Annotated in this window: 25 protein-coding genes and 1 pseudogene; 8 read left to right on the top strand and 18 right to left on the bottom strand. The window is 70.4% G+C overall.

The window, feature by feature from the left end; translation table 11 throughout:
• The first annotated feature begins 92 nt into the window (after positions 1-92).
• From ACGFZF_RS14475 to ACGFZF_RS14460, 4 genes are all read left to right on the top strand, one after another.
• Positions 93-611, top strand: a complete 519-nt coding sequence (locus tag ACGFZF_RS14475; protein WP_392582339.1) for a plasmid mobilization protein — start codon at positions 93-95, stop codon at positions 609-611.
• A gap of 4 nt (positions 612-615) precedes the next feature.
• The gene (locus ACGFZF_RS14470; RefSeq protein WP_392582266.1) at positions 616-2,325 is read left to right on the top strand and encodes a mobilization protein; all 1,710 of its coding nucleotides are present in this window, start codon (positions 616-618) and stop codon (positions 2,323-2,325) included.
• Between the two features lie 202 nt (positions 2,326-2,527).
• Positions 2,528-2,827, top strand: coding sequence for a hypothetical protein (locus ACGFZF_RS14465; RefSeq protein ID WP_392582267.1), 300 nt, complete (start codon positions 2,528-2,530; stop codon positions 2,825-2,827).
• Positions 2,828-2,908: 81 nt separating this feature from the next.
• Complete coding sequence (locus tag ACGFZF_RS14460) at positions 2,909-3,604, top strand: hypothetical protein (RefSeq protein WP_392582268.1); 696 nt, start codon at positions 2,909-2,911, stop codon at positions 3,602-3,604.
• Positions 3,605-3,950: 346 nt separating this feature from the next.
• Here the strand turns inward: ACGFZF_RS14460 and ACGFZF_RS14455 are convergent, their stop codons facing one another.
• The 3 genes from ACGFZF_RS14455 to ACGFZF_RS14445 all read right to left on the bottom strand — a co-directional run bounded on the left by ACGFZF_RS14455 (position 3,951) and on the right by ACGFZF_RS14445 (position 5,378).
• The gene (locus tag ACGFZF_RS14455; RefSeq protein WP_386067269.1) at positions 3,951-4,628 is read right to left on the bottom strand and encodes a DUF317 domain-containing protein; all 678 of its coding nucleotides are present in this window, start codon (positions 4,626-4,628) and stop codon (positions 3,951-3,953) included.
• Positions 4,629-4,700: 72 nt separating this feature from the next.
• The gene (locus ACGFZF_RS14450; protein ID WP_392582269.1) at positions 4,701-4,976 is read right to left on the bottom strand and encodes a hypothetical protein; all 276 of its coding nucleotides are present in this window, start codon (positions 4,974-4,976) and stop codon (positions 4,701-4,703) included.
• A gap of 39 nt (positions 4,977-5,015) precedes the next feature.
• On the bottom strand, positions 5,016-5,378 hold the full coding sequence (locus ACGFZF_RS14445) for a DUF317 domain-containing protein (RefSeq protein ID WP_121827801.1): 363 nt from the start codon (positions 5,376-5,378) through the stop codon (positions 5,016-5,018).
• A gap of 263 nt (positions 5,379-5,641) precedes the next feature.
• Between ACGFZF_RS14445 and ACGFZF_RS14440 the strand changes: the two genes are divergently transcribed.
• The 3 genes and pseudogenes from ACGFZF_RS14440 (at position 5,642) to ACGFZF_RS14430 (ending at position 7,856) form a co-directional block, all read left to right on the top strand.
• Complete coding sequence (locus tag ACGFZF_RS14440) at positions 5,642-5,983, top strand: hypothetical protein (protein WP_392625661.1); 342 nt, start codon at positions 5,642-5,644, stop codon at positions 5,981-5,983.
• Positions 5,984-6,008: 25 nt separating this feature from the next.
• Positions 6,009-7,260 (top strand): annotated as a pseudogene (locus ACGFZF_RS14435) (IS3 family transposase).
• The gene (locus ACGFZF_RS14430; RefSeq protein ID WP_392582270.1) at positions 7,257-7,856 is read left to right on the top strand and encodes a hypothetical protein; all 600 of its coding nucleotides are present in this window, start codon (positions 7,257-7,259) and stop codon (positions 7,854-7,856) included. The pseudogene ACGFZF_RS14435 and the gene ACGFZF_RS14430 overlap by 4 nt, the downstream one beginning before the upstream one ends.
• Positions 7,857-7,979: 123 nt before the next feature.
• Here ACGFZF_RS14430 and ACGFZF_RS14425 read toward each other — a convergent pair whose 3' ends face one another.
• The 3 genes from ACGFZF_RS14425 to ACGFZF_RS14415 form a co-directional block, all read right to left on the bottom strand.
• Complete coding sequence (locus ACGFZF_RS14425; RefSeq protein ID WP_392582271.1) at positions 7,980-8,645, bottom strand: hypothetical protein; 666 nt, start codon at positions 8,643-8,645, stop codon at positions 7,980-7,982.
• Between the two features lie 94 nt (positions 8,646-8,739).
• Positions 8,740-9,900, bottom strand: coding sequence for a hypothetical protein (locus ACGFZF_RS14420; protein ID WP_392582272.1), 1,161 nt, complete (start codon positions 9,898-9,900; stop codon positions 8,740-8,742).
• 41 nt (positions 9,901-9,941) lie between these two features.
• A complete protein-coding gene (locus ACGFZF_RS14415) occupies positions 9,942-10,934 on the bottom strand; it encodes a hypothetical protein (protein ID WP_392582273.1) in 993 nt (330 codons plus the stop codon).
• Positions 10,935-11,220: 286 nt separating this feature from the next.
• On the opposite strand from ACGFZF_RS14415, the gene ACGFZF_RS14410 reads away from it, so the two are divergent.
• Positions 11,221-11,373 (top strand): hypothetical protein, encoded by a 153-nt coding sequence (locus ACGFZF_RS14410; RefSeq protein WP_392582274.1) that lies wholly within the window; start codon positions 11,221-11,223, stop codon positions 11,371-11,373.
• A gap of 140 nt (positions 11,374-11,513) precedes the next feature.
• Here the strand turns inward: ACGFZF_RS14410 and ACGFZF_RS14405 are convergent, their stop codons facing one another.
• The 12 genes from ACGFZF_RS14405 to ACGFZF_RS14350 all read right to left on the bottom strand — a co-directional run bounded on the left by ACGFZF_RS14405 (position 11,514) and on the right by ACGFZF_RS14350 (position 21,228).
• The gene (locus tag ACGFZF_RS14405; protein ID WP_392582275.1) at positions 11,514-12,506 is read right to left on the bottom strand and encodes a SpaA isopeptide-forming pilin-related protein; all 993 of its coding nucleotides are present in this window, start codon (positions 12,504-12,506) and stop codon (positions 11,514-11,516) included.
• A 56-nt stretch (positions 12,507-12,562) separates the two neighbouring features.
• A complete protein-coding gene (locus ACGFZF_RS14400) occupies positions 12,563-13,387 on the bottom strand; it encodes a hypothetical protein (RefSeq protein WP_393554020.1) in 825 nt (274 codons plus the stop codon).
• A gap of 270 nt (positions 13,388-13,657) precedes the next feature.
• Positions 13,658-14,278, bottom strand: coding sequence for a DUF317 domain-containing protein (locus ACGFZF_RS14395; protein WP_392582277.1), 621 nt, complete (start codon positions 14,276-14,278; stop codon positions 13,658-13,660).
• On the bottom strand, positions 14,275-15,780 hold the full coding sequence (locus tag ACGFZF_RS14390) for an acetyl-CoA carboxylase biotin carboxylase subunit family protein (RefSeq protein WP_392582278.1): 1,506 nt from the start codon (positions 15,778-15,780) through the stop codon (positions 14,275-14,277). Before ACGFZF_RS14390 ends, ACGFZF_RS14395 begins: the two co-directional genes overlap by 4 nt.
• Positions 15,777-17,051, bottom strand: a complete 1,275-nt coding sequence (locus tag ACGFZF_RS14385) for an MFS transporter (RefSeq protein WP_392582279.1) — start codon at positions 17,049-17,051, stop codon at positions 15,777-15,779. Before ACGFZF_RS14385 ends, ACGFZF_RS14390 begins: the two co-directional genes overlap by 4 nt.
• Positions 17,052-17,183: 132 nt before the next feature.
• Positions 17,184-17,543 carry a hypothetical protein gene (locus ACGFZF_RS14380; RefSeq protein WP_392582280.1) on the bottom strand — a complete coding sequence of 120 codons (360 nt, stop codon included), beginning with the start codon at positions 17,541-17,543 and terminating at the stop codon, positions 17,184-17,186.
• Positions 17,540-18,385 carry a winged helix-turn-helix transcriptional regulator gene (locus tag ACGFZF_RS14375; RefSeq protein WP_392582281.1) on the bottom strand — a complete coding sequence of 282 codons (846 nt, stop codon included), beginning with the start codon at positions 18,383-18,385 and terminating at the stop codon, positions 17,540-17,542. Before ACGFZF_RS14375 ends, ACGFZF_RS14380 begins: the two co-directional genes overlap by 4 nt.
• Before the next feature lie 31 nt (positions 18,386-18,416).
• Positions 18,417-18,812, bottom strand: coding sequence for a hypothetical protein (locus ACGFZF_RS14370; RefSeq protein ID WP_392582282.1), 396 nt, complete (start codon positions 18,810-18,812; stop codon positions 18,417-18,419).
• A complete protein-coding gene (locus tag ACGFZF_RS14365; RefSeq protein WP_392582283.1) occupies positions 18,813-19,232 on the bottom strand; it encodes a hypothetical protein in 420 nt (139 codons plus the stop codon).
• Positions 19,229-19,669 (bottom strand): hypothetical protein, encoded by a 441-nt coding sequence (locus tag ACGFZF_RS14360; protein ID WP_392582284.1) that lies wholly within the window; start codon positions 19,667-19,669, stop codon positions 19,229-19,231. Before ACGFZF_RS14360 ends, ACGFZF_RS14365 begins: the two co-directional genes overlap by 4 nt.
• Positions 19,670-19,810: 141 nt before the next feature.
• Positions 19,811-20,518, bottom strand: a complete 708-nt coding sequence (locus ACGFZF_RS14355) for a hypothetical protein (protein ID WP_392582285.1) — start codon at positions 20,516-20,518, stop codon at positions 19,811-19,813.
• A 20-nt stretch (positions 20,519-20,538) separates the two neighbouring features.
• Positions 20,539-21,228: a hypothetical protein gene (locus ACGFZF_RS14350; RefSeq protein ID WP_393554014.1), complete on the bottom strand. Its 690-nt coding sequence runs from the start codon at positions 21,226-21,228 to the stop codon at positions 20,539-20,541.
• Positions 21,229-21,235: the final 7 nt, after the last annotated feature.

Raw genomic sequence — 21,235 nt, 5'->3', positions numbered from 1 at the left:
CCTCGGTCAGCCAGCCGAGGACCAACCCGTCACCAGACGAAGCAAGTTATCGGCCAAGACACTCTTCCCCGTCGGGGAAGCGCGTCTTGGCCATGCCCGCCCCGCAGGGGGCGGGGGTGGTCCAGCACCGGGGGGTGCTGGACCATAGGGCGGCGCCCGAGGGCGGATCGCAGCCGGAGAAGCTCGAGCCTCGCCGCAAGCGCCGTGCCACGAAGACCACTTCGCGCAAGCGCTCGCCCAAGACCACCCCTGACAAGCGCGCCTACGTATGCAGCGTCCGTCTCAACGACGTCGAGAAGCAGCAGCTCGCCGACGCCGCCGCTGCCGCTCGTACGAGCCTTCCCGCCTTCCTCGCCCGTGCCGGCCTCGCCGCCGCCCGCAACCCGGAGTCCGCCGCCGCGTCGATCGCAGGCGAGCGCGAGCTGATAGCGGAAGTCTTCGCGGCCCGCCGGCACCTCGGGCAGGTCGGCAACAACGTCAACCAGATCGCAAGGGCCATCAACCTTGGCGACCGCCCGGCGGACGCTCAGCTCGACGCGGTGCTCAACGCCGTCCGCCGGGCGACCGAGCGCGTCCAGGCCGCCGCCGACAAGCTCCTCGAAAGCCGCTAGGAACATGGTCCCGAAGATCCACAAGCGCGGGAAGCGCACCATCGGCCTGCTCTACTACCTGTACGGACCTGGCAAGGCCGAGGAACACGTCGACCCGCACCTCGTGGCCTCCTGGGACCACGCCGCTCCTGACCCCGGCCGCGACGGCGAGTCCACGTACAAGGAACTCCAGCAGCTCCTCGACCAGCCCCTCGCCCTCCTCACCGAGGCCCAGCGGGCACGACCGCACGTGTGGCACCTGTCCGTCCGCAACGGCCCCACCGACCGGATCCTTTCCGACGAGGAGTGGGGCGACATCGCCCGGCGCATGGTCGCCGCCGCCGGCATCGACGACCCCGACAAGGGCGCGGGCTGCCGTTGGGTCGCCGTCCGGCACGCCGACGACCACATCCACATCCTCGCCACCCTCGCCCGCGAGGACGGCTACCGGCCCGACCTCGACCGCGACGCCGTCCGCGTCCAGGCCGAGGCCCGTCTCCTGGAACAGGAACTCGGGCTGCGCCGGCTCAAGCCAGGTGACGGCACGGCCGCCCAGCGTCCCACCAGCGCCGAGCGGCACAAGGCCATGCGCCAAGGCCGCGAGCGTACTGCCCGCGAGGAGCTGCGGGAGACCGTACGACGAGCCGTGGCCGGCGCGGTCAGCGAAGACGAGTTCTTCGGCCGCCTTGCCGCCGCCGGCCTCCTGGTGAAGACACGCGTGGCCCCTTCCGGTGACCTCCTGGGCTACAAGGTCGCGCTGCCTGACGACCGCAACAAGGACGGCGAGCCCGTGTACTACCCCGGCGCCCGCCTCGCCCCCGACCTCTCCCTGCCCCGCATCCGTGAGCGCTGGTCCGCGGACACCGCCGCCCAGGACGGAGGCTCGGTCCAACCGCTGCGTCCGGTACCTGCTGCCCCGGCCACGGCCCGGCGGGACACGGCGACCGTCGCCTGGCAGGCCGTCCTGGTCGTCGAGCATGGCGAGGACGGCATCGCCGCCGCACACATCGCCGCGGCCGGCGAAGTCCTCGACGCCCTCGCGAAGACGTCCGCCGCCCACACGCGCCGCGAACTGCAAGAAGCGTCCCGGGCATTCGAGCGTGCTTCCCGCTCACACATCCGCGCCGTACGAGGCCACGATCGCGCCCTGCGCCAGGCCGCCCGCGATCTCGTTCGAGGCGGGCCGGCCCTCGGACGCGGCGAAGACGGCGCGAGCACAGCCATGGCGATCGACATGCTGTTCTTCCTGGTCACCGCCGCTGCGCACTGGCACGTAAGGAAGGGCCACGCGCAGCAGGCCGAAGCCGCCCAGCAGGCCGCCGAGCACCTTCGCTCCGCCTACCGGGCCGCCGCTGGCCACCCTCTCGCCGTGCTCCATCAGCGAGGCCGACGTCTCTCCCGTCCCCTGCTCCTACGGCAGACCGCTGTCCTGCGCGAGGCGGTCCCCCACCTTGCCGAGCACGTCCTCACCGAGGAGGCCTGGTACGCCCTGGCGGCCACGCTCGCCGAGGCCGAGGCGGCGGGCCATGACCCCGGTGCCCTGCTCGCCGACGCTGCCGACCGCCGCGAGCTGGGCACAGCCGAGTCGGTCAGCGATGTCCTCGTCTGGCGCCTGCGCCGCACTGCAGGGCTCCCCGCCGACGCGACCGGCATGCCAGGCGCTGCCCGGCTGGGCACGACGCCGTTCAAAGGAACGGCTCCGGACAGGGAACGGCGCGACCGTCGGCGCCGGTAGATGGTCAGCCCTCCACCACAGCGAGCAGCAAGCAAGGAACGCCGCACGGACATGACATTGGCATATCCAAGAGTTGAAGCAGCCTGGCACTGCGCGGCACTATCGCCGTCCGACGAACGCCGTAGGAGGGGGAGACATGTTCGGACGCAGGCGTGTGGATCGTCAGCAGCGAGGAGCGTGGAAGTGGGCGGAGAACGTGAGCATGACGCACGTCGACCCCCCACTCAACGCACCCGCTGTAGTGCGCCAGGAGGTGGAGGGGCTCCTGATGACGCACCCCAACCCCGTGGTCGTCGACGGTGACGTGCGGGCCTGCGGGACGTGCGGGTCCTACCGCGGCTGGGTCGTGATCAGCCTCCGTGACGAGGTGTGGCTGCGCTGCCCTGCCGGCCACGAGCAGCACGAACCCGGCCTCGACACCGCCTGGTACGACCGGCACAGCGGGCCGGTCACCCAGCGGCACGACACCTACGACGACGGCCTGCGGGACCTCGGCCACTAACCCACGCCCGTACGATCCCGCCGGAGGAGAGCCCGCTTCGGGCCCGGCGCCGTCAGACCCCCGACCACCGAAGGATCCACCGTGCACCGTCGTGCCTCCGCTGCTCTGTCTCTCACCGCCCTCGTCACCCTCGCCGTTACGGGCTGCGGGAACGACAGCTCCACATCCACTCCCTCCGACTCAGCACCGGCCGCCACAGGGAGTCCGACTCCCACCGCGGAACCTGCCGGGGTCCCGCTCACGTCGGCGGCTCTCGCTGCGCGGCTGCTCGACGAGTCCGACCTCGGCGAGGGCTATACCCGCAGAGCGAAGTCCGACAACAGCGACCGTGACGATGTCACCGTGATCGGCTGCCCGGCGCTGGAGAAGCTCGGCGGGAACGGCGCCGCCGGCGGAGAGCTGGACTTCCCCAACAGCGCGGAGGTCACGTTCTCCTACGCACGTGGCTCGGGCTCCGAGGTGGCCGAGGAGCTCTACAGCGACACCGTCGGCAAGCTGGGCCCGAACACCAGGACCGTGTTCGAGGCCATGACTGGATGCCCGCTGTACCAGGTCGTCGTGGGCGACGCCCCGATCGCCGTCGCGACCCAGAAGCTGCCCGCTCCCGCTCTCGGCGACGAAGCCTGGAGCCAGCTGCTGACCTTCACCGCGGGCGGGCGCGACACCGTGATGAAGCAGACCGCCGTGCGCTCCGGTTCCGTCCTCGTCGTCCTGTCCGGGTCCCCCGCCCTGGTCGACACGCATCTGACCCGTGCGGTCGACAAGGCTCGAGGCTGATCGAGCCGAAACGAAGACGACCCCTTGAACCCAAGCTCCGCATTCGGAGCCCAGGGGCCGTCTTCGTTTCCGTCAGGAATCTCAGCCGCAGTTGTGGCGACGGCGCTCGCCGTCAGTGATCACCTTCGCCGTGGCGGTGTGAGTCCACCCGCACGCGCAGACAGCGTGCCATCGAGCACGACCGGTGCACTGCGGTGTGCGGGGCACGCCGCTCGTGGACACCAGGTGTCGCGTCGGCCCGGTGGTCGGGCAGAGGGTGCCGTCCGGGTGGTGGGCGGTGAGACGAGGAAGACGACGTGGCACGAGAGCCTCCTTGGGGATGCGCGATCTGCGTCGCGGGGCCCGGTCAGGTTGCCGGGGTGGTGAAGAGTCGGCCGGCGGCGCTCTCCGGTGGGTTGCGGCGCCACACCGGGGCGGGCGAGGCGAGCGATGTCGCGAAGGCCGCGACGAGGTCGTGCGGGGCGCTGGCGCTGAAGACCGCGGTCCACTGGTATGGATCTCCGATCACCGGCTCGGCCCACGCCTGCCAGCCGGGCAGACCAGGGCGCGGGTCGCCGTCGCGAACCAGTTCCGGCAGTTCGGCCCAGGCGAAGCCCGCGGACATGCCGGGGTCCCAGGCCCGGGTGTCGGGGGTGTCGATGTCCCGGGCCCAGCCTTGCGCGCACAGCGCGTCGAGGACGCGCTCGCGGCCGTCGTAGTTGACGGCCGGGTCGGTGCGCGCCTCGACGGCGAGGAGGAAGTCGGCGATGGCTTCGGGAGGTGTACCGGTGGTGAAGCAGGCGGTCCACTCCATCACGGCGCTGGCCGGGTGCTGGCGAGCCGAGACGTGCCAGGCGACCTGGAGGTCGCCGAGGAGGAAGTCGTGGGAGCCGCGCACCCACTCGGCCCCGGCGAGTCCGCGGGGGCTGAGGTGCAGCAGGGTGGAGCGGGCCGTCGTCCAGGTCGACCAGCCGGCGCTTGCCAGAGCATCGGCCACTCGGTCGGCGAGTTCGTCGTCGTCTCCGGCCAGGTGGCGCGGGCGCACCCAGTAGGCCGGGCGGGAGGAGCGGAAGGGGCGGTTCGGGTTCAGGGGCGCCTCCAGGCGATGGGGGTGGGGCTACTGCGCGGCGATGCCGGTGCGCGAGCGGCGGGGTGCTTCAGTCGGCTCGTGCCAGCCTGCGGCGACGGTGACCTCCGGCGGGACGGGGCCCTGCTGATCCCCGTTCTCCGTCACGTAGACCGTCGTACGGCCGAGCGCGTCCTGCACGGCGATCACGTTGCCGATGCCATGCCGGAACGGGAAGAGGGGGTTGATGGCGAGGCACACCGGGGTGTCGGGGTCGACCGTGGACAGCCGGTCGATGAGGTCCCGAGCGGTGAGGGTGGAGGACAAGAGCAGCTCCTGGAATATCGTGCGGAACAGGGCCCCAGGTCAGCAAGGGGCCGCGGGGACGGACGTAGCCAGCACGCTGCCGACGGCGGCGGCGACAACGGCGGCGGGGGTCTCCTTGCGGAAGGAGACGCAGTAGCCGGGCACGTCCGCAGTGCCGGTGACGGCGAGCTTCCAGCCCTCTCCGTCGGTGCCGGGCCGGCCATCGGGAAACCAGCCGAGGTAGAGCCGCCCGTCCCGGGAGTTGATGTGGACATCAGCGCGGTCGTCGACGACGACCTTGAAGTCGGCATCGGTGAACAGGTCGATGACGTCCACCGGCTGTCCCGGGCCGAGCAGCCACGTCCGCAGCCTCAGATCGGCGACGGTGGTGGAGAAGCCTGGCCTCGCAGCATCGACGGTCATGGGCATATACCTCTCTGACCTGGACATTTTCGGGAAGGTGTCCACGTTGACATCCCTCTCGCCCGTCCACCAGTCCTTTCGCCGATCTTCCTGTCTGCCCCCGGCGAACCTGCGGAATCGGTCCAGTTGTGGGATCTCGGGCTTCGCGCCCGGCAGCAGATTCGATGGCCACCGGCTGGCCGCTGGGCTCCCGAGTCGCAGTCGGCGGTGCCACCTGATCGGCGAGGCCACGCTCTACAGCCGAGTCCAAGTAGCCTCATCCGGTGACGATTTTCGACTGGTGCCGGCACTGCGGCGACCACGGGCCGATGACCGAGGAGCACCTTCCGCCACGGGTTGCGGGCAACCAGTCGCCTGTCACCATGTACAACGAGCAAAACGGAGCACTGACGGTGCTGCGGAGCTTCGAGCGCGGTCACACAGTTCCGTCGCTCTGCAGGGCTGACAACAACAACGCCAGCCACCGAGGTCTGCCGGAGGCGTACGCGCTGTGGCGCGATGACAGCATCGGCCACCTCAAGGAAGCTGCTGCGGCGTTTCACCAGGTCAGCGGCCGAGGGGGCCTCCCCCTGAGTGGTGGACACGCTGATACTGGATCTGCTTGATCCGGAGGAAGCGAGAAGACCGCCGATGGCGATGAGGGACTATTCGGACGAGTTCAAGGCCGATGCCGTGGCCCTGTACGAGTCCACGCCCGGGGCGACGTACAAGAGCATCGCCGCTGACCTGGGCATCAACCGGGCGACCCTGCGTGAGTGGGTGCTGCGGGACCGCGAACGCCGTGGCGTCGCCACCACCGTCCCCGCGCCGGCCGGGCAAACAGCGGCCCGGACCGGGAAGACGACACCGTCCGCCGATCCGGACGAGCGGATCCGGCAGCTCGAGGCCCGGGTGGCCGAGCTCGAGGCGAGTGAGCGGAAGCTGGCGACCGAGCGGGACATACTCCGCAAGGCGGCCAAGTATTTCGCGGGCGAGACGAACTGGTGATGAGCCGCTTCCAGTTCGTTGACGACCACCGGGACACCTACGAGGTGAAGCGGCTCTGCGAGGTCCTGCACCTGAACCGGTCCAGCTACTACAAGTGGCTCGCCGGCGCTGAGGCCCGGGCCGCCCGGCGACGCGAGGACCGGCTCCTGGCCGAGAAGATCCGAGAGATCCACGGCGAATCTCGTGGAACCTACGGCTCGCCGAGGGTGACGTCCGAACTCCGCGAGAGGGGTCTACGGGTCAACGAGAAGCGCGTCGCACGGGTGATGCGGACGTTCTCGATCACCGGCATCCGCCTGCGCAGACGCGTCCGCACCACCGTCCCGGACCCGGCAACCTCACAGGTTCCGGACCTGTTCCAACGGGACTTCACCGCCGCCGAACCCGGCCTGAAATACATGGGAGACATCACTTATCTCCCGCTCGAGGGCGGGGAGTTCATCTATCTCGCGACCGTGCTGGACTGCTTCAGCCGCAAGGTCGTCGGCTGGTCCATCGCCGACCACATGCGCACCGGCCTCGTCACCGACGCCCTGCGGATGGCAGCCTCGACCCGCGGCGGCCTCGACGGGGCGGTGTTCCACTCGGACCACGGCGCGCCCAATACGGATCCCGGGCCTTCGCCGCTCTCTGCGACCAGCTCGGCGTCACCAGGTCGATGGGTGCGGTCGGCACCAGCGCGGACAACGCAGCCTGCGAGAGCTTCCACGCGTCCCTGAAACGCGAGACCCTCCAGGGTGCCCGCGACTACGGCGACGCCACCACCTGCAGGACAACGGTCTTCGGCTGGCTGACCCGCTACAACACCCGCCGCCGGCACTCCACCAACGGCCACCTCAGCCCCAACGAATACGAACGACGACACCACGCGGCTAAGCTCACGCTCGCCGCGTGATCACCAAAGCGTGTCCACCATCACGGGGGAAGGCCCGAGCGCCCAACGACCTGTTCTCCATCACCGCCAGAAACGGTGGCGCCTTCATGCTGCCGATGGAGCACGGAACGAGGCTCGGCTCAGAGCACATCACGAACCTGAATCCCGGCAAGATCGTTCGTCAGCTGCTCGGCATGATGCTGGCTGTACAGGACACGCGCTACCTATTCGACGCACATCCGCAGTTGACCGCTGCGTACCGATCCGACGAACCGACCTCTATCGAACCGTTCGCACTGCACGTGGCGCTCGCCGATGCCGGCCTGTGCTACTTCCGAAATGGCGTGGTGTCCGTGTCGGTCAGCCTCACCGGCCAGGGCGCGACCAGCATCGAGTTCTGGGCGGTCTCGTTCCCACCGTTCCTCGTCTTCTTGACCAGTGGGCCGGAAGCACCCATTGAGGCAACCCGTGTCGACCAGTGGCTCGCATACCCCCTGAGCCGCGCATTCACCAAGCGGGATCGGAAGGTGCGGTACCCGATCGCCAACCGGGGCGAGTTGCTTGTTTCCAAGCTCTACCAAGATCAGCAGACACTCAAAGAGATGGGTCGCCCGTAGCCCAGCCCCGGAGAACCTGACCTCGCTGACCTGCAGTGAGGTCCAGGATTCCTCCACCAACGTCAGCGCATGCCCAAGGTAATGAGATCCCACACCAGGGCCGCGCGACCGGGCAGCCGGTGGTCAGGGTGACGGAGCCTCGTCCTGGGCGAGCCTCCATGAGGTGCCGAGTTCCGCGAGCCGCTGTCGCATCGCGCCTCGTTGCTCCTCCAGCTGCAGCGAAACGGGCGAGAGCAGGAAGACGTTGCCCTGGTGCAGGCGGAAACCGATGCGCTCCCAGCCCCGGGCGATCTTGGCGTTCACCCGGTCCCACTCGGCCCGGTTCCTCAGACGGTCGCTGGTGAGGTCAGTGACGCCCGGCGAGCACGCGATGCCGCGGCAGCCGGCCATGAGTCGGTGGATCGCCTCTGTGGCGAGGATGGCGCCGAGGCCGTGCCCGCGCCACGGCTCGTCCAGGGTCACCTTGTCCATGACGAGCAGCGAGGAGCCCACGTACGGGAGCGAGCCGCTGGCGTCCTCGGTGAAGTTCCCCGTGACCGGATCCAGCAGGGCCTGGGCGATCTCGTCGAGCTCGTCGGATTCCTCCTCCATGACCCGGAACGCGTTCAGGCCCCGATCGAGGTGCACCCGGTAGAAGGTGATCGCCCCCGCGTTCATCTCCTCGTGCAGGACGGCCACGTCCCACCGCTCGAGCGTGTCGGCCTGCGGGGTGTCGGCGAGTTCGTCGGTGTAGCAGAGACGCAGACGCAGCTCGGAGGGATCGCCAGGGAGCAGGGACCGTGCTTTCACCGCTGCAGCCTAGCGAGACGCTCGGGCAGACGGCGCGGCAGTCGAGGCGGGGTTCCACTTGCCTACTGCCATTCCGCTGCGCGAGGTCTCGGCGTCAGGGTTGCTCCAGCAGCTCTGCGCTGATCCGGTCCCAGCTCGGCTTAGGGCCGTCGACCGGGCGTACGACTGTGAGCAGGCGGCCGTCGAGGAAGGCATCGAGTCGGTCTCCCGTCAGGCAGGCCAGTCGGTCGCGCTGTGCGCGGCGGTCCACCTCGACCCGCTCGCCCAGGACTCCCAGCAGTACCTCGTAACGCGCCGGTCCAAGGACGTCCCCGCGGATCCACCGCCCTCGGACGGGAACGCCGGCGAGCGTGCCGAGCTGGGTCTCCTCACGCTCGAAAGCCCGGTTCATCGCGGCCTCGGCGGCCGGCCCCACCCTTCGGATGGCCTCCTTGTTCGCGGCCTGCCCGCTGCCCCCGGGAAGCGTCACGACAAGGTCCTCGGCAAGGGACGGCTCCATCACCCGGCGGCGGTCGGGCGGCGGAACTCGGAAGTGCCAAGGCTTGGTGGATCCGGGCACCTCAATCCACCCGGTCTTGAGGCCCGACAAGGCGGCGGAGCCATCCGGAAGGAAGATGTCGACGTAGACGCCGCCCTCCCCGAGCCACACCCAGCTCATGAAGTAGGCGTGATCTTGGAACTTGGCAGACCAGCGGGCCAGCGTCTCCAGGCGCTCCTTCTGTTCCTTAGTGCCCTTGCCAGCCGGGAACATCTGCTTGGCACGCCTCCGCCGCCCGCGTGCTTCCCCCGCAACCGGCCCATCGGCCAGGTCGTACAGGAGATCGGGCCGTACTCCCGACTTGCCGTATACGCCCTGGAGCTTGCCGGGGAGCACGTCGAAACTGCTGAGCCGGTCGGTGGTGTGAGTCCAGTCGAACAGAACCTCGCTGGCGGCACTCATCACGCCGAGCCCGGTGCATTCGCTGACGAAGCGCTGGATGTGTCCTGCGCTGGAGTCCAGGGCAGAGCACTTGACCCCGAGCGGGTCCTTGGTCTGGTCGCCGGTGATGTAGCTGAGCAGCAAGCTGATCTCGTGGGCGCGCACGCTCTTGTCAACCTTCTTGCGCAGGTCGCAGGCGAGGGCGTTCACGTTGACCATGGCGGCCAGGGAGACCGGGAGCGGGCCCTGCCCGATCTCGTGGGCTTGGACGGCCTCCGCGCCGGCCTTCCCCTTCTCAACGGTGAAGCGCCACACTCGGGCGCGGACCCTACTCATAGGAGAAGCCTACGGTCCGGTTTCCATGGCTATTTCGGCCGTCAGTGCGCAGCCCTGGGGCCAGGGTCCAGCTCGCCGTCCAGGAGTGCTCGGACGATCCTCTCCGTTCGTGCCTTCATCTCGGGTCCGTGGCCGGCGAGGTTCTGGGCGAGTTCGCTCTGCGGCATGTCGAGTACCTGTTTCATCTCGCCGATCAGGGCGGGCCAGCCTTCCAGCGAGTCAGTCAGTTCGTCCACGTTGGCGGACCAGTCTGCCCGGCGTGCTCCCAGGACGAAGGCGACCAGGAGAACGGCCATGAGGGGCTCGCTGTCGAGGGTGGTGTGTCCGCCCAGGCCGGCCGGGTTCTCCTTGCCGGTCAGGGCCACAACAGCCCGAGTGAAGACGGGGAGCTGGAGGAAGAGCGCCGCCGCGGCCGGTCGGGCTTCCTCCCATTCGGTATCGGTTGCTTGGCTGAGCGCCTCGGCCATCCGCGGCAGGGAGACGAAGTCGGCAGCGCCGACGAGGACGCTGGCCGGACCGGAGAGCCAGGGCGCGGCGTTCTCCATGCGCTGGCGTCTTCCCGGGGAGACGCCGAGGACCTTCTCAATCGTCTCCGCTTCGTCTTCCGTCACCTCCGGCTGCGAGCCAAGAGCGAAGATCTGCAGCAGGTGCGAGACTGCGGTGGCCCGGTCGCCTGCCGGGACGCGAATCGGGCGGGGCAGAGCGTTCCCGCCTCGCTTCGCGGCCATGGTCGCGGCGACGGCGCCCACGACGGTGTCCAGGCTGTCACCGGGGCCAAGGTTCCGGCGGCACGTCTCGGTCCGCAGGAGCTGCTGCAGGTCCTGCGCCAGCCCGTCGATCACGACGGCCGCGGAGGCGCGGACCACGGCGAGGGCCAAGGGGAAGTCCTCGACCCACAGCACGACGCGCAGCACGTCCACGTTCGAGGTGCACTCACGCCACCGTAGGAGGCGGACCAGCTGGCGGTCGCTGCCCGGCGGGTAGACCCAGACCGGGCGGCGACCGTCGTTGCCGACGCGGACAGGACGGGGCATCAAGCCGTCACGCCGGAAGTCCTCCAATCGCCTCTCGTTCATCGTGCTGAAGCCGGCGGATGTGGCGGCACGAAGAAGGTCATCGCGCTGCAGGACACAGGGTTCAACTGCCATGCGGGGCAGCGTATGAGCGCGATCGGCCGCCGGGCGAGCCATGTACTCCCGCGCCGGGCCGCTCTAACTTGCAAACGGGTCTTCGACCGTTGTCACCAGCAGGTTCGCGCTGCTTCTGTGAGTGGGCGGCGCCAACACAGGCGTCTTTCCTCTCTCTCGAAAGGACCGTTCTATGTCCAGGAATCAGGTAGCGGCCGTGACCGGAATGGCGGTTCGTGTACTCGCGAAGCGGTGGACCAACGCAAATGGCCTGAGCAGGGAACAGGGCCTCCTGCTCGCGTGGGCGGCCGGCTTCCTCGCTTCGGTGGCGGTCATGCGGGTCTGACTCCTGCTGGCGCGCTTCGGCGCGGCCGTCGCCAATACGTCGAGGGCCCCGGGAACCATGACGGTTCCCGGGGCCCTTCGGACTGGGCGTCTCCTACTGGGCGGGACGTGCTGGTGCCGGCCGCGGGGCCGTGTCCCTGGTCAGTTGGTGGCCGGGGTCTCCTCTTCGTCTTCCTTCTTCTTGCGCCGTGCCGCGATCAGGGCACCGCCGCCGGCAACGATCAGGAGGCCGCCCCCGGCGAGGAGCCAGGCGTTGGAGTCAGCGCCGGTGTGTGCGAGGGAGCCCTTCGCGGGCGTGGTGCTCGGGGTGTCGGTCGGGGGCACCGGTGCGGTGGAGGTGGACTGGCTCGGGGTCGGGGTGGCCGGCGGGGTGGTCGCCGGAGTGGTGGGAGGGGTGACCGGCGGCGTGGTCGGCGGGGTCGTCGGGGGCGTGGTCGGCGGGGTGGTGGGCGGCTGGGTCGGCTTGTCCTTCTTGCTGTTGGTGAAGGTGGCGGTGGTTTTCTCACCGGGCTTGGCGGTGATCTTGACCGGGGTGGTGTCGAGCTCGTAGCCGGTGGGGGCCGTGATTTCGGTGCCGGTGTAGGCGGTGCCGTTGCGGGAGGAGACGGGGAGCTTCGCCGTGACTGTGCCGTCCTTACCGGTGGTCAGGGTGATCGCCTTGCTGGTGCTGGTGCCGGTGGAGGGGGTGATGTTGATGACGGCGCCGGCCAGGGGCGTGCCGGTCTTCTTGTCGGTCTTCTTCACCAGCAGCTCGGCGGGCTTGAAGGCGTCGATGATCGTGAGCTTCGCGGTGTGCTCGGGGGTGACGATGACGTCCTGGTCGGGGGCCAAGTCGTGGAGGGGGCTGCCGGAGTCGGTCTCCTTGAGGCGGTAGGTGCCGGGGTGGACGTTCTCGAAGCGCAGGATCCCGTCGGCGTTCGTCTTGCCGGTCAGGGCCTTGGTGCCGTTGAGGGTGTCGAGGAGGGAGAACGCGGCGCCGGCGAGGAGGGCGCCGTCCGGGTCCTTCTTGGTGATCTCGACGGCGCCCGGGGGGATCTCAGGCGCGTTGGCGAAGGCGGTCGGGGCCCAGATCAGGGAGCTGGTCGCCAGGGTGGTCGCGGCGAGGGTGGCCGCGGTACGGCGGGTGGCACGCATGAAGAAGAGGTTCTCCTCGGTCAAGTGTGTGGTGGGGGTCGCGTCGGAGGCGGAGGTCAGTGAGTGCGGGCAGCCGGCGTCGGGCCGGAGGCCCGGACGGCTCGTACGGGTGGTGGGCTCGTCCGCAGTGGTGTGGAGGTGGCCGTGTGCCGTCGGGAGGCGGCCTGGACGAGGGAGCGCTGCCGGTCCATCGGCAGGCTGGCGATGCGTTCGAGGGCTTCGCCTGTGTCGGGGCCGAGGCGGCGGCCGGTGAGCTGGGTGACAGCCGCGGCTTCGGCGAGCATGCCCTGGTCCAGCGGGAGTCCGAGCACGTCCATGACGTAGTAGCGGGCGTTGCACAGGGTCTGGGTGATGGGCAGGTCGTCGTGGGTGCCGCTCTCGGCGAGGTCGAGGACGGCCTGGGTCGCTTCGTGGATGCGGGTGAGCACGACGGTGTCGGTCGCCCAGAGCGTCACGTGCCAGCGATCGGTCCACGGGCCGGGTTCGGCGAAGCTCCGGGGCGCGGTGAGGACAGGGCAGGAGACCTGAACGAAGGTGACGATCGCGGTCCGCAGGCCGGTGAGGTCGGCTCCGGCCCAGGGGGGTAGGCCGTCCTGGTGCCAGTCGCGCATGACGCCGCGTCCGTCACCGGACCTTCGTTTGGCGTCGCGGCGGGTGAACGTGCCGTGCTCGCTGAAGCGGAGGTGTGCGGTGTCCAGGGTGCCGCGCTCGGCGTCGATGACGGCCAGGCGCAGGCCGTCGTACTGACGGTCCATGATCGTGCGGGCGAACTCGATACGCAGGCGGATCGACGAGTCCGTCGGGTTCGCGTAGTAGACGACGGTGCCGAACGGAAGAGGAAGGTCGAGCCGGTCGAAGAATTCCTGCGCGTACAGGGGCAAGAGGCTCCTTGGGTCAGCGGCTGGCCGAGCGGCCGGCGGGCGGTGCTGCGGTCGCCGGTGGCCGGGTGGCGGTGCTCCAGCGCGGGACGCTGCGCGTGGTGATCGCCGGGGGCTGGCGCTGGACACGCTGGACATCGAGCGGGGTTGGTGCGGGGGGCTTCGGCGAGGTGAGCGGGGTGAGGTTCGCCAGGGCGGCGAGTTCGGGGGCGAGCGCGTCGCGGTAGCGCAGGACCGGGGTCGGGTCGAGCAGGGCCTGCGCGGTGGCCGCGATCAGGTGGGCGGGTGTGCGGGAGGTGAAGCGGGCTTCGGCTCGGTGCCATCCGGAGGGTCCGGCCCACAGCAGGACCGTCTCCTCGTCGAGGTCGTCGCTGCCGACGTCGATGGATACTCCCGCGGTGCCGTCTGGGGCCGTGATCTCGACGTGCGGGCCGTGGACACGGCTGGGGCGGCCCCCAGCCCCGAGGGTTGTCGATCCCGGAAGCCGCTGGGTCTGCCAGCCCGCGTCGAGCAGCGGCTGTACTCGTGTTGCCCAGTACGGGGAGGGGTTTCGATGAAGGGTTCCTGGTCCTTGCGCGCATCCCAGTCGCGTTCGAGCGCGGTGGTGAAGGCTGCGACGATCTCGGCGGGGAACTCGTTGTTGAAGGCCGCCGACCAGCGGGTCGGGGACGAGGCGTCCTCGCTGGCGGAGATCCTGTAGACGTCGAAGTCGTCGCCGTACCAGCCGATGCGGATGCGCTGGTCGGGCGAGGTGATCAGCATCTGGCAGGGGCCGTCCTCGAGGTGGACGGTGGGCCAGTGCTTCACGGGGACGAAGCCCGCGTCGCCGCACCAGTCGGCCCCCGCGAGGTGGCGCGGGGAGACGTAGACATCGCCTTCGGGGATGTACGTCATGCGGCGCCTTCCGCTCCAGGGCCGCCCGGCCGGACGGTGAGGGTGATGTGCTGTGCGGTCTCGGCGAGGCGTTCCTCGACCTTGGCGGCGTCGTAGCCGGTGACGACGTAGAGGCCGGTGCGGGCGACGTCGACGTCGCCTTCCGGGGGAAGGACGATCCGATCGCCGACGGCGCCGATCCACTGGACGAGGTCGAGCCAGCGGCTGCGGTCGGCGAAGGCGCGGTCGATGGAGCGGTGGGTGAGGGTGCCGGAGGTCTCCGGGTAGAGCAGGGTGACCCCGGCGGCGCGCAGGCGGGAGTGCTCCAGGCTCGGGGTGGCGCCGCAGGCGAGGTTGGCTGCGATGTGCGGCAGGTCGAGGCCGGTGGCGAGGCGGACGAGGTGGCCGATGAGGTCGCCGCCGATCCTCGCGTTGACCTCGATGATCCGCGGGCCGGTGGGGGTGAGGCGCATCTCGACGTGCTGAATGCCGTGGTCGATACCGAGCGCACGGATGGCGGCGGCGGCGATCGGGGCGACCTCGTCGAGGAGCGTGTCGGTGGCGTCGACGGTGTGGCCGACCTCTTCGAAGTACGGCTCGAAGCCGAGCTTCTTGCGGGTGACGGCGACCGCGTGGGTGTGGCCGTTCTGCGTGACGCACTCGACGCTGATCTCGGGGCCGTCGAGGTACTCCTCGACCAGGACATCGGTGTTCTGGCCTCCGGCCAGGGCAGCGCCGGCTGCGGCGAAGTCGAATGCGTGGGCGAGGTCTTCGCTGGTGTCGACGCGGATGACGCCGACGCTTCCGGCCTGGCCGGCGGGCTTGAGGACGATCGGGTATCCGATGTCCTCGGCCAGGATGGTGGCTTCCAGCAGGTTGCGGACGCGGCCGGAGCGTGCCGAGGGAACCTGGTGGGCGGCGAGGAGCCGGCGGGTGGCGTGCTTGTCGCGGCAGTTCTCCATCACGGCCGGCGGATTGGTGCGCAGGCCGAGGTCCTCGGCGAGCTGCGCGGTGTGGACGAGCAGGTTCTCGTTCCAGGTCAGGACGCCCGCGATGGTTCGGCGGGCGCTGATTGCCTGTCCGGCGGCGAGGAGCTGGTCACGCTGGTACGGGTCGGCGACTTCGTGGTCGACGACGTGCTCGGCTTCCCAGGTGAGCGGCTGCGGGGTGATGACGGCGACGTCGTAGGCGGCGGCGACCTGCTCCAGGCAGTAGCCGCGGTACACCTCGTCGCCGGGGGCGACGACGAGGACCGTGGGGCGGCTGGTGGTCTGCGTCTGGGAGGTCGGGGGGACGGTCACGGGGCGGTCCTTGTCTTCACGGGTGGTCGGGTGGTGGCGGGTGGCGGCGTCGAGGAGGTGGCGGAGGTCGGTGGCGAGGCCGCCGGGGGCCAGGAGGTGGCCGGCGAGTGTGGTCGCCTCGGCGGAGGTGAGAGCGGCGAGGCGGTCGGTGAGTCCGCGGACGAGGGAGGCGGCGGCGAGGGCCTGGTCGGCGCTGAACCGCGACAGGTGCGGGGTGGTCATGGGGTGGTGGCTGCTCCGGGCTGGGTGGTACGGGGGCTGCGCATGGCGGGCTCGCGTCGCAGGCGCCAGAACGCGCACGCGAGACCGGCGGCCTGGAGGCCGGCGCAGGCGGTCAGCACGTGGCCGAGCGCGGCGGCGGGGGTGAGGGCGACGACGATTCCTGCGAGCGGGAAGGGCGTGAGCATCACGAGGATCGTGACGGCGAGGGTGGCGCCGAAGACGGGCTCGGGGATGAGGTGGGAGCGCAGGGTGCGCAGGACGACGGTCATGCCGCCTTCGCCGGCCATGAGGACGGCGGTCAGGACGAGGAAGGCGGGGTAGTCGCCGGCCTGGGAGACGGCGAGCCCGGCCAGGGCGGCGACGGCGGCGCTTGCCGCGCCCGCTGGCCACAGGCCGAGGCGGTCGATCGCGAGCCGGCACAGGGCGACGGCGAGCAGGGAGGCAGCTGCGGCAGCGGACCAGATCAGGCCGACGGCGGCGCTGGACTGGCCGAGGTGCTGGACGACGATGACCGGGGCGGCGGCCTGCAGGACGCCGGTCGCCATATTGGAGACGGTCAGGCCGGTGATGAGCCAGGCCAGTGCCGGAATGGAGACGAGGGTCGTCCAGCCGGTGCGCAGTCCGGCGAGGGCGGGCGCCGGTGGCGGGACGAGGCGCGATTCACGGTGCCAGGGGGCGAGCAGGGCCCCGAGCAGTGAGCAGGCGGCCATCGTCAGCAGGGTGCCGGTGACGCCGACGGCGTGCAGGAGGAACCCCGCGAGCGCAGGTCCGGCGAGGGTGGCGGTCTGGTCGATGCCGAGGAGGACGGACTGCACCCGGTGGGCGCGGTCGCCGGCGTCTTTGCTCGCGGTCGCGCCGGCGGTCTCGGCGGCGATGTATGAGAACTCTGTGACGACTCCGGTGATCGCGGCGAGCGCCATCACGGTGATGGTGGCTCCCGTGCCGCCTGCCTGGGTGGGCAGGATGAAGGCGGCGGCCACGACGACCAGGGCGCGCAGGACCGAGGCGATGCGGAAGACCCGCTTGGTGCCGTGCCGGTCCACCACCTGTCCGGCGAGCGAGAACGCGGCGAGGCGGGGTAGCCACTCCAGGGCGAAGGCGATGCCGGTGAGGGTGGCCGACTGGGTGGTGGCCAGCACGATCAAGGGGATGCCGTACGTGGACATCGCGAAGGCGCCGGCGTCGGCCGTACGGGGGAGGTAGATCCGCCGCAGCAGGGAGAGCTGGGGCGGCAGAGCGTGCCGGGGGCCGGCGATCACGAAGTCGGTCATGTGCTTTCGTCGGATCAGGAGCGGCGCCCGCCGCAGGCGGGTGGAAGCGAAGAAGGAGGAGGAGCGGCTACCGTCCGCCGCGGCGGGGCGCCGGAAGGCGGGAAGGTCCCGGGGGCGGCTTGGGCGAGCCGTTCAAGTCGGCGTAGCTGTTGGTGAGCAGCCGCAGGAGCTGGATGCCTTCCCGCGGCGAGCGACGAGCGCGTCGATCTCGCTGCCGAGGGACTGCAGGAGGCCGTCGGTGGAGCCGAGTCGGTAGCGGTCACGGCCCTGCGTCACGGACTGGAGCTGGCTGATAGCCATGTCCGCCCGCTGCAGCAGCGTCTGCTGCACCTCATCGACGTTGTCCGCGGTCTCGCGGATCAGGTCAGCGACGGTGGCGAGGGCGGTGCCGGGCTGGTGGGAGCGGAGGACGAGGCCGCGGCCGGCAAGGGCGTCGCGGACGGTCTTCGTCCCCAGGGCCACCACCGGCCGCGGCTCGGCGGTCTCGCTCACCGGTGTATGCCTCCCGCCGGAGGCACCGGTGCCATGACCGGGCGGGCCACCGGCGGGTGGGAGAAGAGATCGCCGGATTTCCACGATGCCACGGCAGGGGCCGTCCTCAGCACGGCGCCGGCAACCGCCGTCTGCGAGGTGCGCTGGGTCGGCACCGCGGCCGGCCGGGCCGGGGCACGGCGGGCGGTGGGCTGGCTGGTTGCCCAGGCGGTGAGCGCCTCGTAGGCGGGGGTCAGGCCCCGGCCCGCGGCGGTGAGCACGAACTTCCCTTCGTGGTCCCGCGTCACGAGGCGCTTGTCCGACAGGTGCTTGAGCGGGTGGTAGACGGCCGTGGGGTGAGCGTCGACGAGTACGGAAGAGGCGAGGGCCGCGCCGGTGGTGGCGCCGCGGTCGCGGAGCGCCCACAGGATTGTGGTGGCGTGCCGTCGCGAGATCAGGTGGAGGGCGTCCTCAATCTCCTCGCCCTTGGCCGCCGGACGGGCCGTGTTCTTCTTGGTGACGGGGTCCTTCACGGTCGGCCGCTCCAGGTGCTTGCTCCCCCACGCGGCAAAGTGGTCGAGCACGGGCAACAGAGCGGCACCCCGGTCGGTGAGCGTGTAGATGACGTGGCGGCGGGTGTGCTCGGTGCGCCGCACCAGGCCAGCGGCCTGCAGATCGCGGACCTTCGGGTGGAGCTGGCCGTCGGCCATCCACGGCATTCGTGCCTTGAGGTCGGAGTAGCGGGCGGGCTCTATGAGGCTCATCAGCACCCAGGCGTTCCACCTCGGCGAGATCGTCTCCAGAGCCTGGACAACCAGGTCGATGTCACGGGGTGCGGGGGCGGGCAGGCCGGATGCGGGCATGGAGGTACTCCTGAGGCGTGGTGGTGGGGGTTCAGCGGGTTCGCGCAGTGGTCGCGGCCGGGGCAGACGCCTGGGCGACGGGCGTGGCGGCGGGGGCCGGGGCGCGGTAGAGGCTCTGGATCACGGCGGAGGCGAAGCGGGCCTGGTTGTCGCGGGTGGCGACCGATTCGGCGATCCGGCGGCTGCAGTCGAGGAGGTGGCCGGGGGTGGCGGGGCCGATGTCACGGCCCTGGTCGGCGAGCTGCAGAAGCCGTTCGCGCTGGAACTGAATGTTCTTCTCTGCCAGCTCGACGGTGGTCAGTGCGTCAAGGAGGGTGACGAGCATGTTCGGCCGGTCGGTGGTGGCGATAGCGGCGAGCTCGGCCCGGGGCCTGCCGTAGAGGGATTCGATCCGCTCGGCGAGTTGGTCGGCTACGGGGTGGGGCAATCAACGTCCCTTCGCGCGTTGGACCGTTATCTGTTCCGCAGGTACAGCTCGGGCAGTGATCGCTGGCTGGTTGAACGTCACTGCGCGTTGGTGCTCCGGCGGTGGTTCGGATCGCAGGAGCTTGTCGAGGACCGTCAGGTAGCCGCGCCGGGCCTGGAGTGCGGCCTCCATCCACTGGGCGTCCATCCGCAGGTCGTCCTCGGACAGCTCGTCCATCGGGCGGTCCGGAGCGCTGCGGTCGTGGACGCGGTCGCGGACCCGCGCCACGTGCTGCTCGGCCACCGCCAGGAAGGCGCGCAGTTCCAGGGCTTCGCGCAGGTGCCGGGTGTGCTCGGGGGCGGCGAGGAGTTGGTCGAGCGGGGCCCCGAAGACCTCGCCGAAGCGCTCGTCCCGGCTGCTCGGCTTGATGGTGGTGCTCATCGGCGGGTCCTTGCGGAAACGGGGGCGGGCTGCGGGACCGGGATTGTGGTGAGTACGGGTCCGGTTCTCCGGGCGGCGCGGCTGGTGGCCGGCTGCTCGGGCAGGGGGTAGTCCTCAAGGAGGTGGCGCACGGTCAGCGCCCGGCCGTCGCGGATGGTCAGCGCGGTGTCGACGCGCTGCGCGAGCGTCATGACCTGTTCGTCCAGCTCGCCTGCGGGGGCGGACTGCAGAGCGCCGAGCAGCTCGTCCTCGGCCGAGGTGAGCAGTCGCTGGGCCTCTTCGAGGTCGTCGTACCAGCGGACGACCGCGCTGGGCAGGAACGAGATTGTGCCGCGGGCGGCGGCCACGGCCTCGCGCAGTTCGTCCACGGGGACGCCGAAGCGGTCCTCGATCTCGCGGGCGACGGCGCGCAGGACATCGTCGGGTTCGTCGGTCACGGGCAGACTCCTCTCCTTGACGTGGACAGGGGGGAAGGTCCGGGAGCTGTCGCTCCGGGCGGGTGATCTCTAGGATCCGGAGAATCCCCGGTTCACCTAACCGGCGATTTGCTGGTAACTTTCGCCGCTCCCGCCGGGTGGTCACCGCTTCCTGCCCCGGGCGGTCGTCGGGCCGGCAGGCTTCGCCGGGGGCTGCGGGGCGGTGGTGGCCCGGGGCCTGGGCAGCGGTGTGCTGCGGTCGTCCAGCCAAGTGAGCGCCGCGTCCGCGGTGTCGAAGGCGCCCTCGCGGAGCTGGTGGGTGTAGGCCCGCAGGTCGGTGGTTTCCAGCAGGATCCGGTAGGGCTGCGGCCCGGTGCGGTCTGCGGCTTCCAGGAGGACGACGGTCTCCTGGGTCGGGTATCCCTCGCCGGTATAACTCATCACGATCGAGAACTGGTTGCCGTGGTCGCGGAAGCGCTGCTCCAGCCCGGTGGTCATCGTGTCGGCCGGGTTGGTGCCGATGTCCTCGGGCCGTTTGATGGCGGAGGCTGGGCAGTGGCGCTGGATGAGCCAGGACTGGGCGAGTGCGTACAGCGGAAGGCGCGCGCTGGCGAAGGTGAAGGTCCGGGCCTCGGTGTCGCGGGTGAGGTGAAGGGCGAGGAGCTGTGGTTCGCCGGGCAGCCCGTACATGGCGGAGGTGTCGTGAAAGACGAAGAAGCTCTGTCGGCCGTCGGGTGTGTGGTGCTGAGCCAGCGTGTTCAGGTCGGTCTCGCACGGGGCGATGCGGTCGCAGAACTCCCATTCTACCGCTGCTGAGGCCGGTCGGTAGCCCTGAAGATGAAGGGCGGGTTCGTAGCCGGAATAGGACAAGGGTCTCCTGGGACTTCGATTCAGCGCGTGCGGGTGGCGGCGTCGGGCCAGGCACCGGGGCGGGGGGCGGGGCGGCTCGTGACACGGCTGGAGGGGCGAGCGGCGAGGGCAGCGCGGCCTGCGTCGGTGAGGGCGACCGGCTGTCCGGCGTGCAGCGGGTGGTTGGTGTCGCGGTGAACGAGCCCGGCCGTCTCCAGCCGGGCGAAGTCATGCTGGCCGATCCTGGTGCCGGAGGCTGTCACGACGGAGAGCCGCTGGGTGAGCAGGTGCTCGCGGAGCTTGGCACCCTGGCCGATCGCCAGGAGCAGGGCGATGTCGTGGGCTTTCAGGTCGGTGTGGCCGGCCGGAGTGCGGGCGGCGTTCGCTTCGACGGGCTCGAGGACGTCGGACAGCTCCGTCTCGCGAACGCCGCGGAAGCGCACAGCCTCCTGGAGCTGCTTGACCGTTCGGTCGATGCGGTCGAAGAGCGCGGAGTCCATGGGGTACTCGCCGCTGGCGAGGCGCTGGAGGAGCACGCGGTAGAAGGTGACGGACTGCTCGGCGCTGGACAGGGATCGGTGGGCGGCGGCAACGCTCTCGATCTGCTCGTCGAGCAGGCCGCGGTCGTGGTCGCGCCAGAGCCGGTCGACGGTGTAGCCGACAGCCAGCTCGACGCGGTGGTCGAGGGACGTCAGCGCCTTGCGGACGGGCGTCGCCGTGGACCGGGGCACGTTCGCG

The sequence above is a fragment of the Streptomyces sp. NPDC048338 genome (genome assembly GCF_043201055.1).
GTDB lineage: Bacteria > Actinomycetota > Actinomycetes > Streptomycetales > Streptomycetaceae > Streptomyces.
Note: the sequence above shows the minus strand (reverse complement) of the source record. Positions and strands in the feature narration are given on the sequence as shown.

Coding starts and splice junctions, on each gene's coding strand:
- ACGFZF_RS14475 (WP_392582339.1), top strand. CDS start 93: ATGCCCGCCCCGCAGGGGGCGGGGGTGGTCCAGCACCGGGGGGTGCTG.
- ACGFZF_RS14470 (WP_392582266.1), top strand. CDS start 616: ATGGTCCCGAAGATCCACAAGCGCGGGAAGCGCACCATCGGCCTGCTC.
- ACGFZF_RS14465 (WP_392582267.1), top strand. CDS start 2,528: ATGACGCACGTCGACCCCCCACTCAACGCACCCGCTGTAGTGCGCCAG.
- ACGFZF_RS14445 (WP_121827801.1), bottom strand. CDS start 5,378: ATGACCGTCGATGCTGCGAGGCCAGGCTTCTCCACCACCGTCGCCGAT.
- ACGFZF_RS14420 (WP_392582272.1), bottom strand. CDS start 9,900: ATGAGTAGGGTCCGCGCCCGAGTGTGGCGCTTCACCGTTGAGAAGGGG.
- ACGFZF_RS14415 (WP_392582273.1), bottom strand. CDS start 10,934: ATGCCCCGTCCTGTCCGCGTCGGCAACGACGGTCGCCGCCCGGTCTGG.
- ACGFZF_RS14410 (WP_392582274.1), top strand. CDS start 11,221: ATGTCCAGGAATCAGGTAGCGGCCGTGACCGGAATGGCGGTTCGTGTA.
- ACGFZF_RS14405 (WP_392582275.1), bottom strand. CDS start 12,506: ATGCGTGCCACCCGCCGTACCGCGGCCACCCTCGCCGCGACCACCCTG.
- ACGFZF_RS14395 (WP_392582277.1), bottom strand. CDS start 14,278: ATGACGTACATCCCCGAAGGCGATGTCTACGTCTCCCCGCGCCACCTC.
- ACGFZF_RS14390 (WP_392582278.1), bottom strand. CDS start 15,780: ATGACCACCCCGCACCTGTCGCGGTTCAGCGCCGACCAGGCCCTCGCC.
- ACGFZF_RS14385 (WP_392582279.1), bottom strand. CDS start 17,051: ATGACCGACTTCGTGATCGCCGGCCCCCGGCACGCTCTGCCGCCCCAG.
- ACGFZF_RS14375 (WP_392582281.1), bottom strand. CDS start 18,385: ATGCCCGCATCCGGCCTGCCCGCCCCCGCACCCCGTGACATCGACCTG.
- ACGFZF_RS14365 (WP_392582283.1), bottom strand. CDS start 19,232: ATGAGCACCACCATCAAGCCGAGCAGCCGGGACGAGCGCTTCGGCGAG.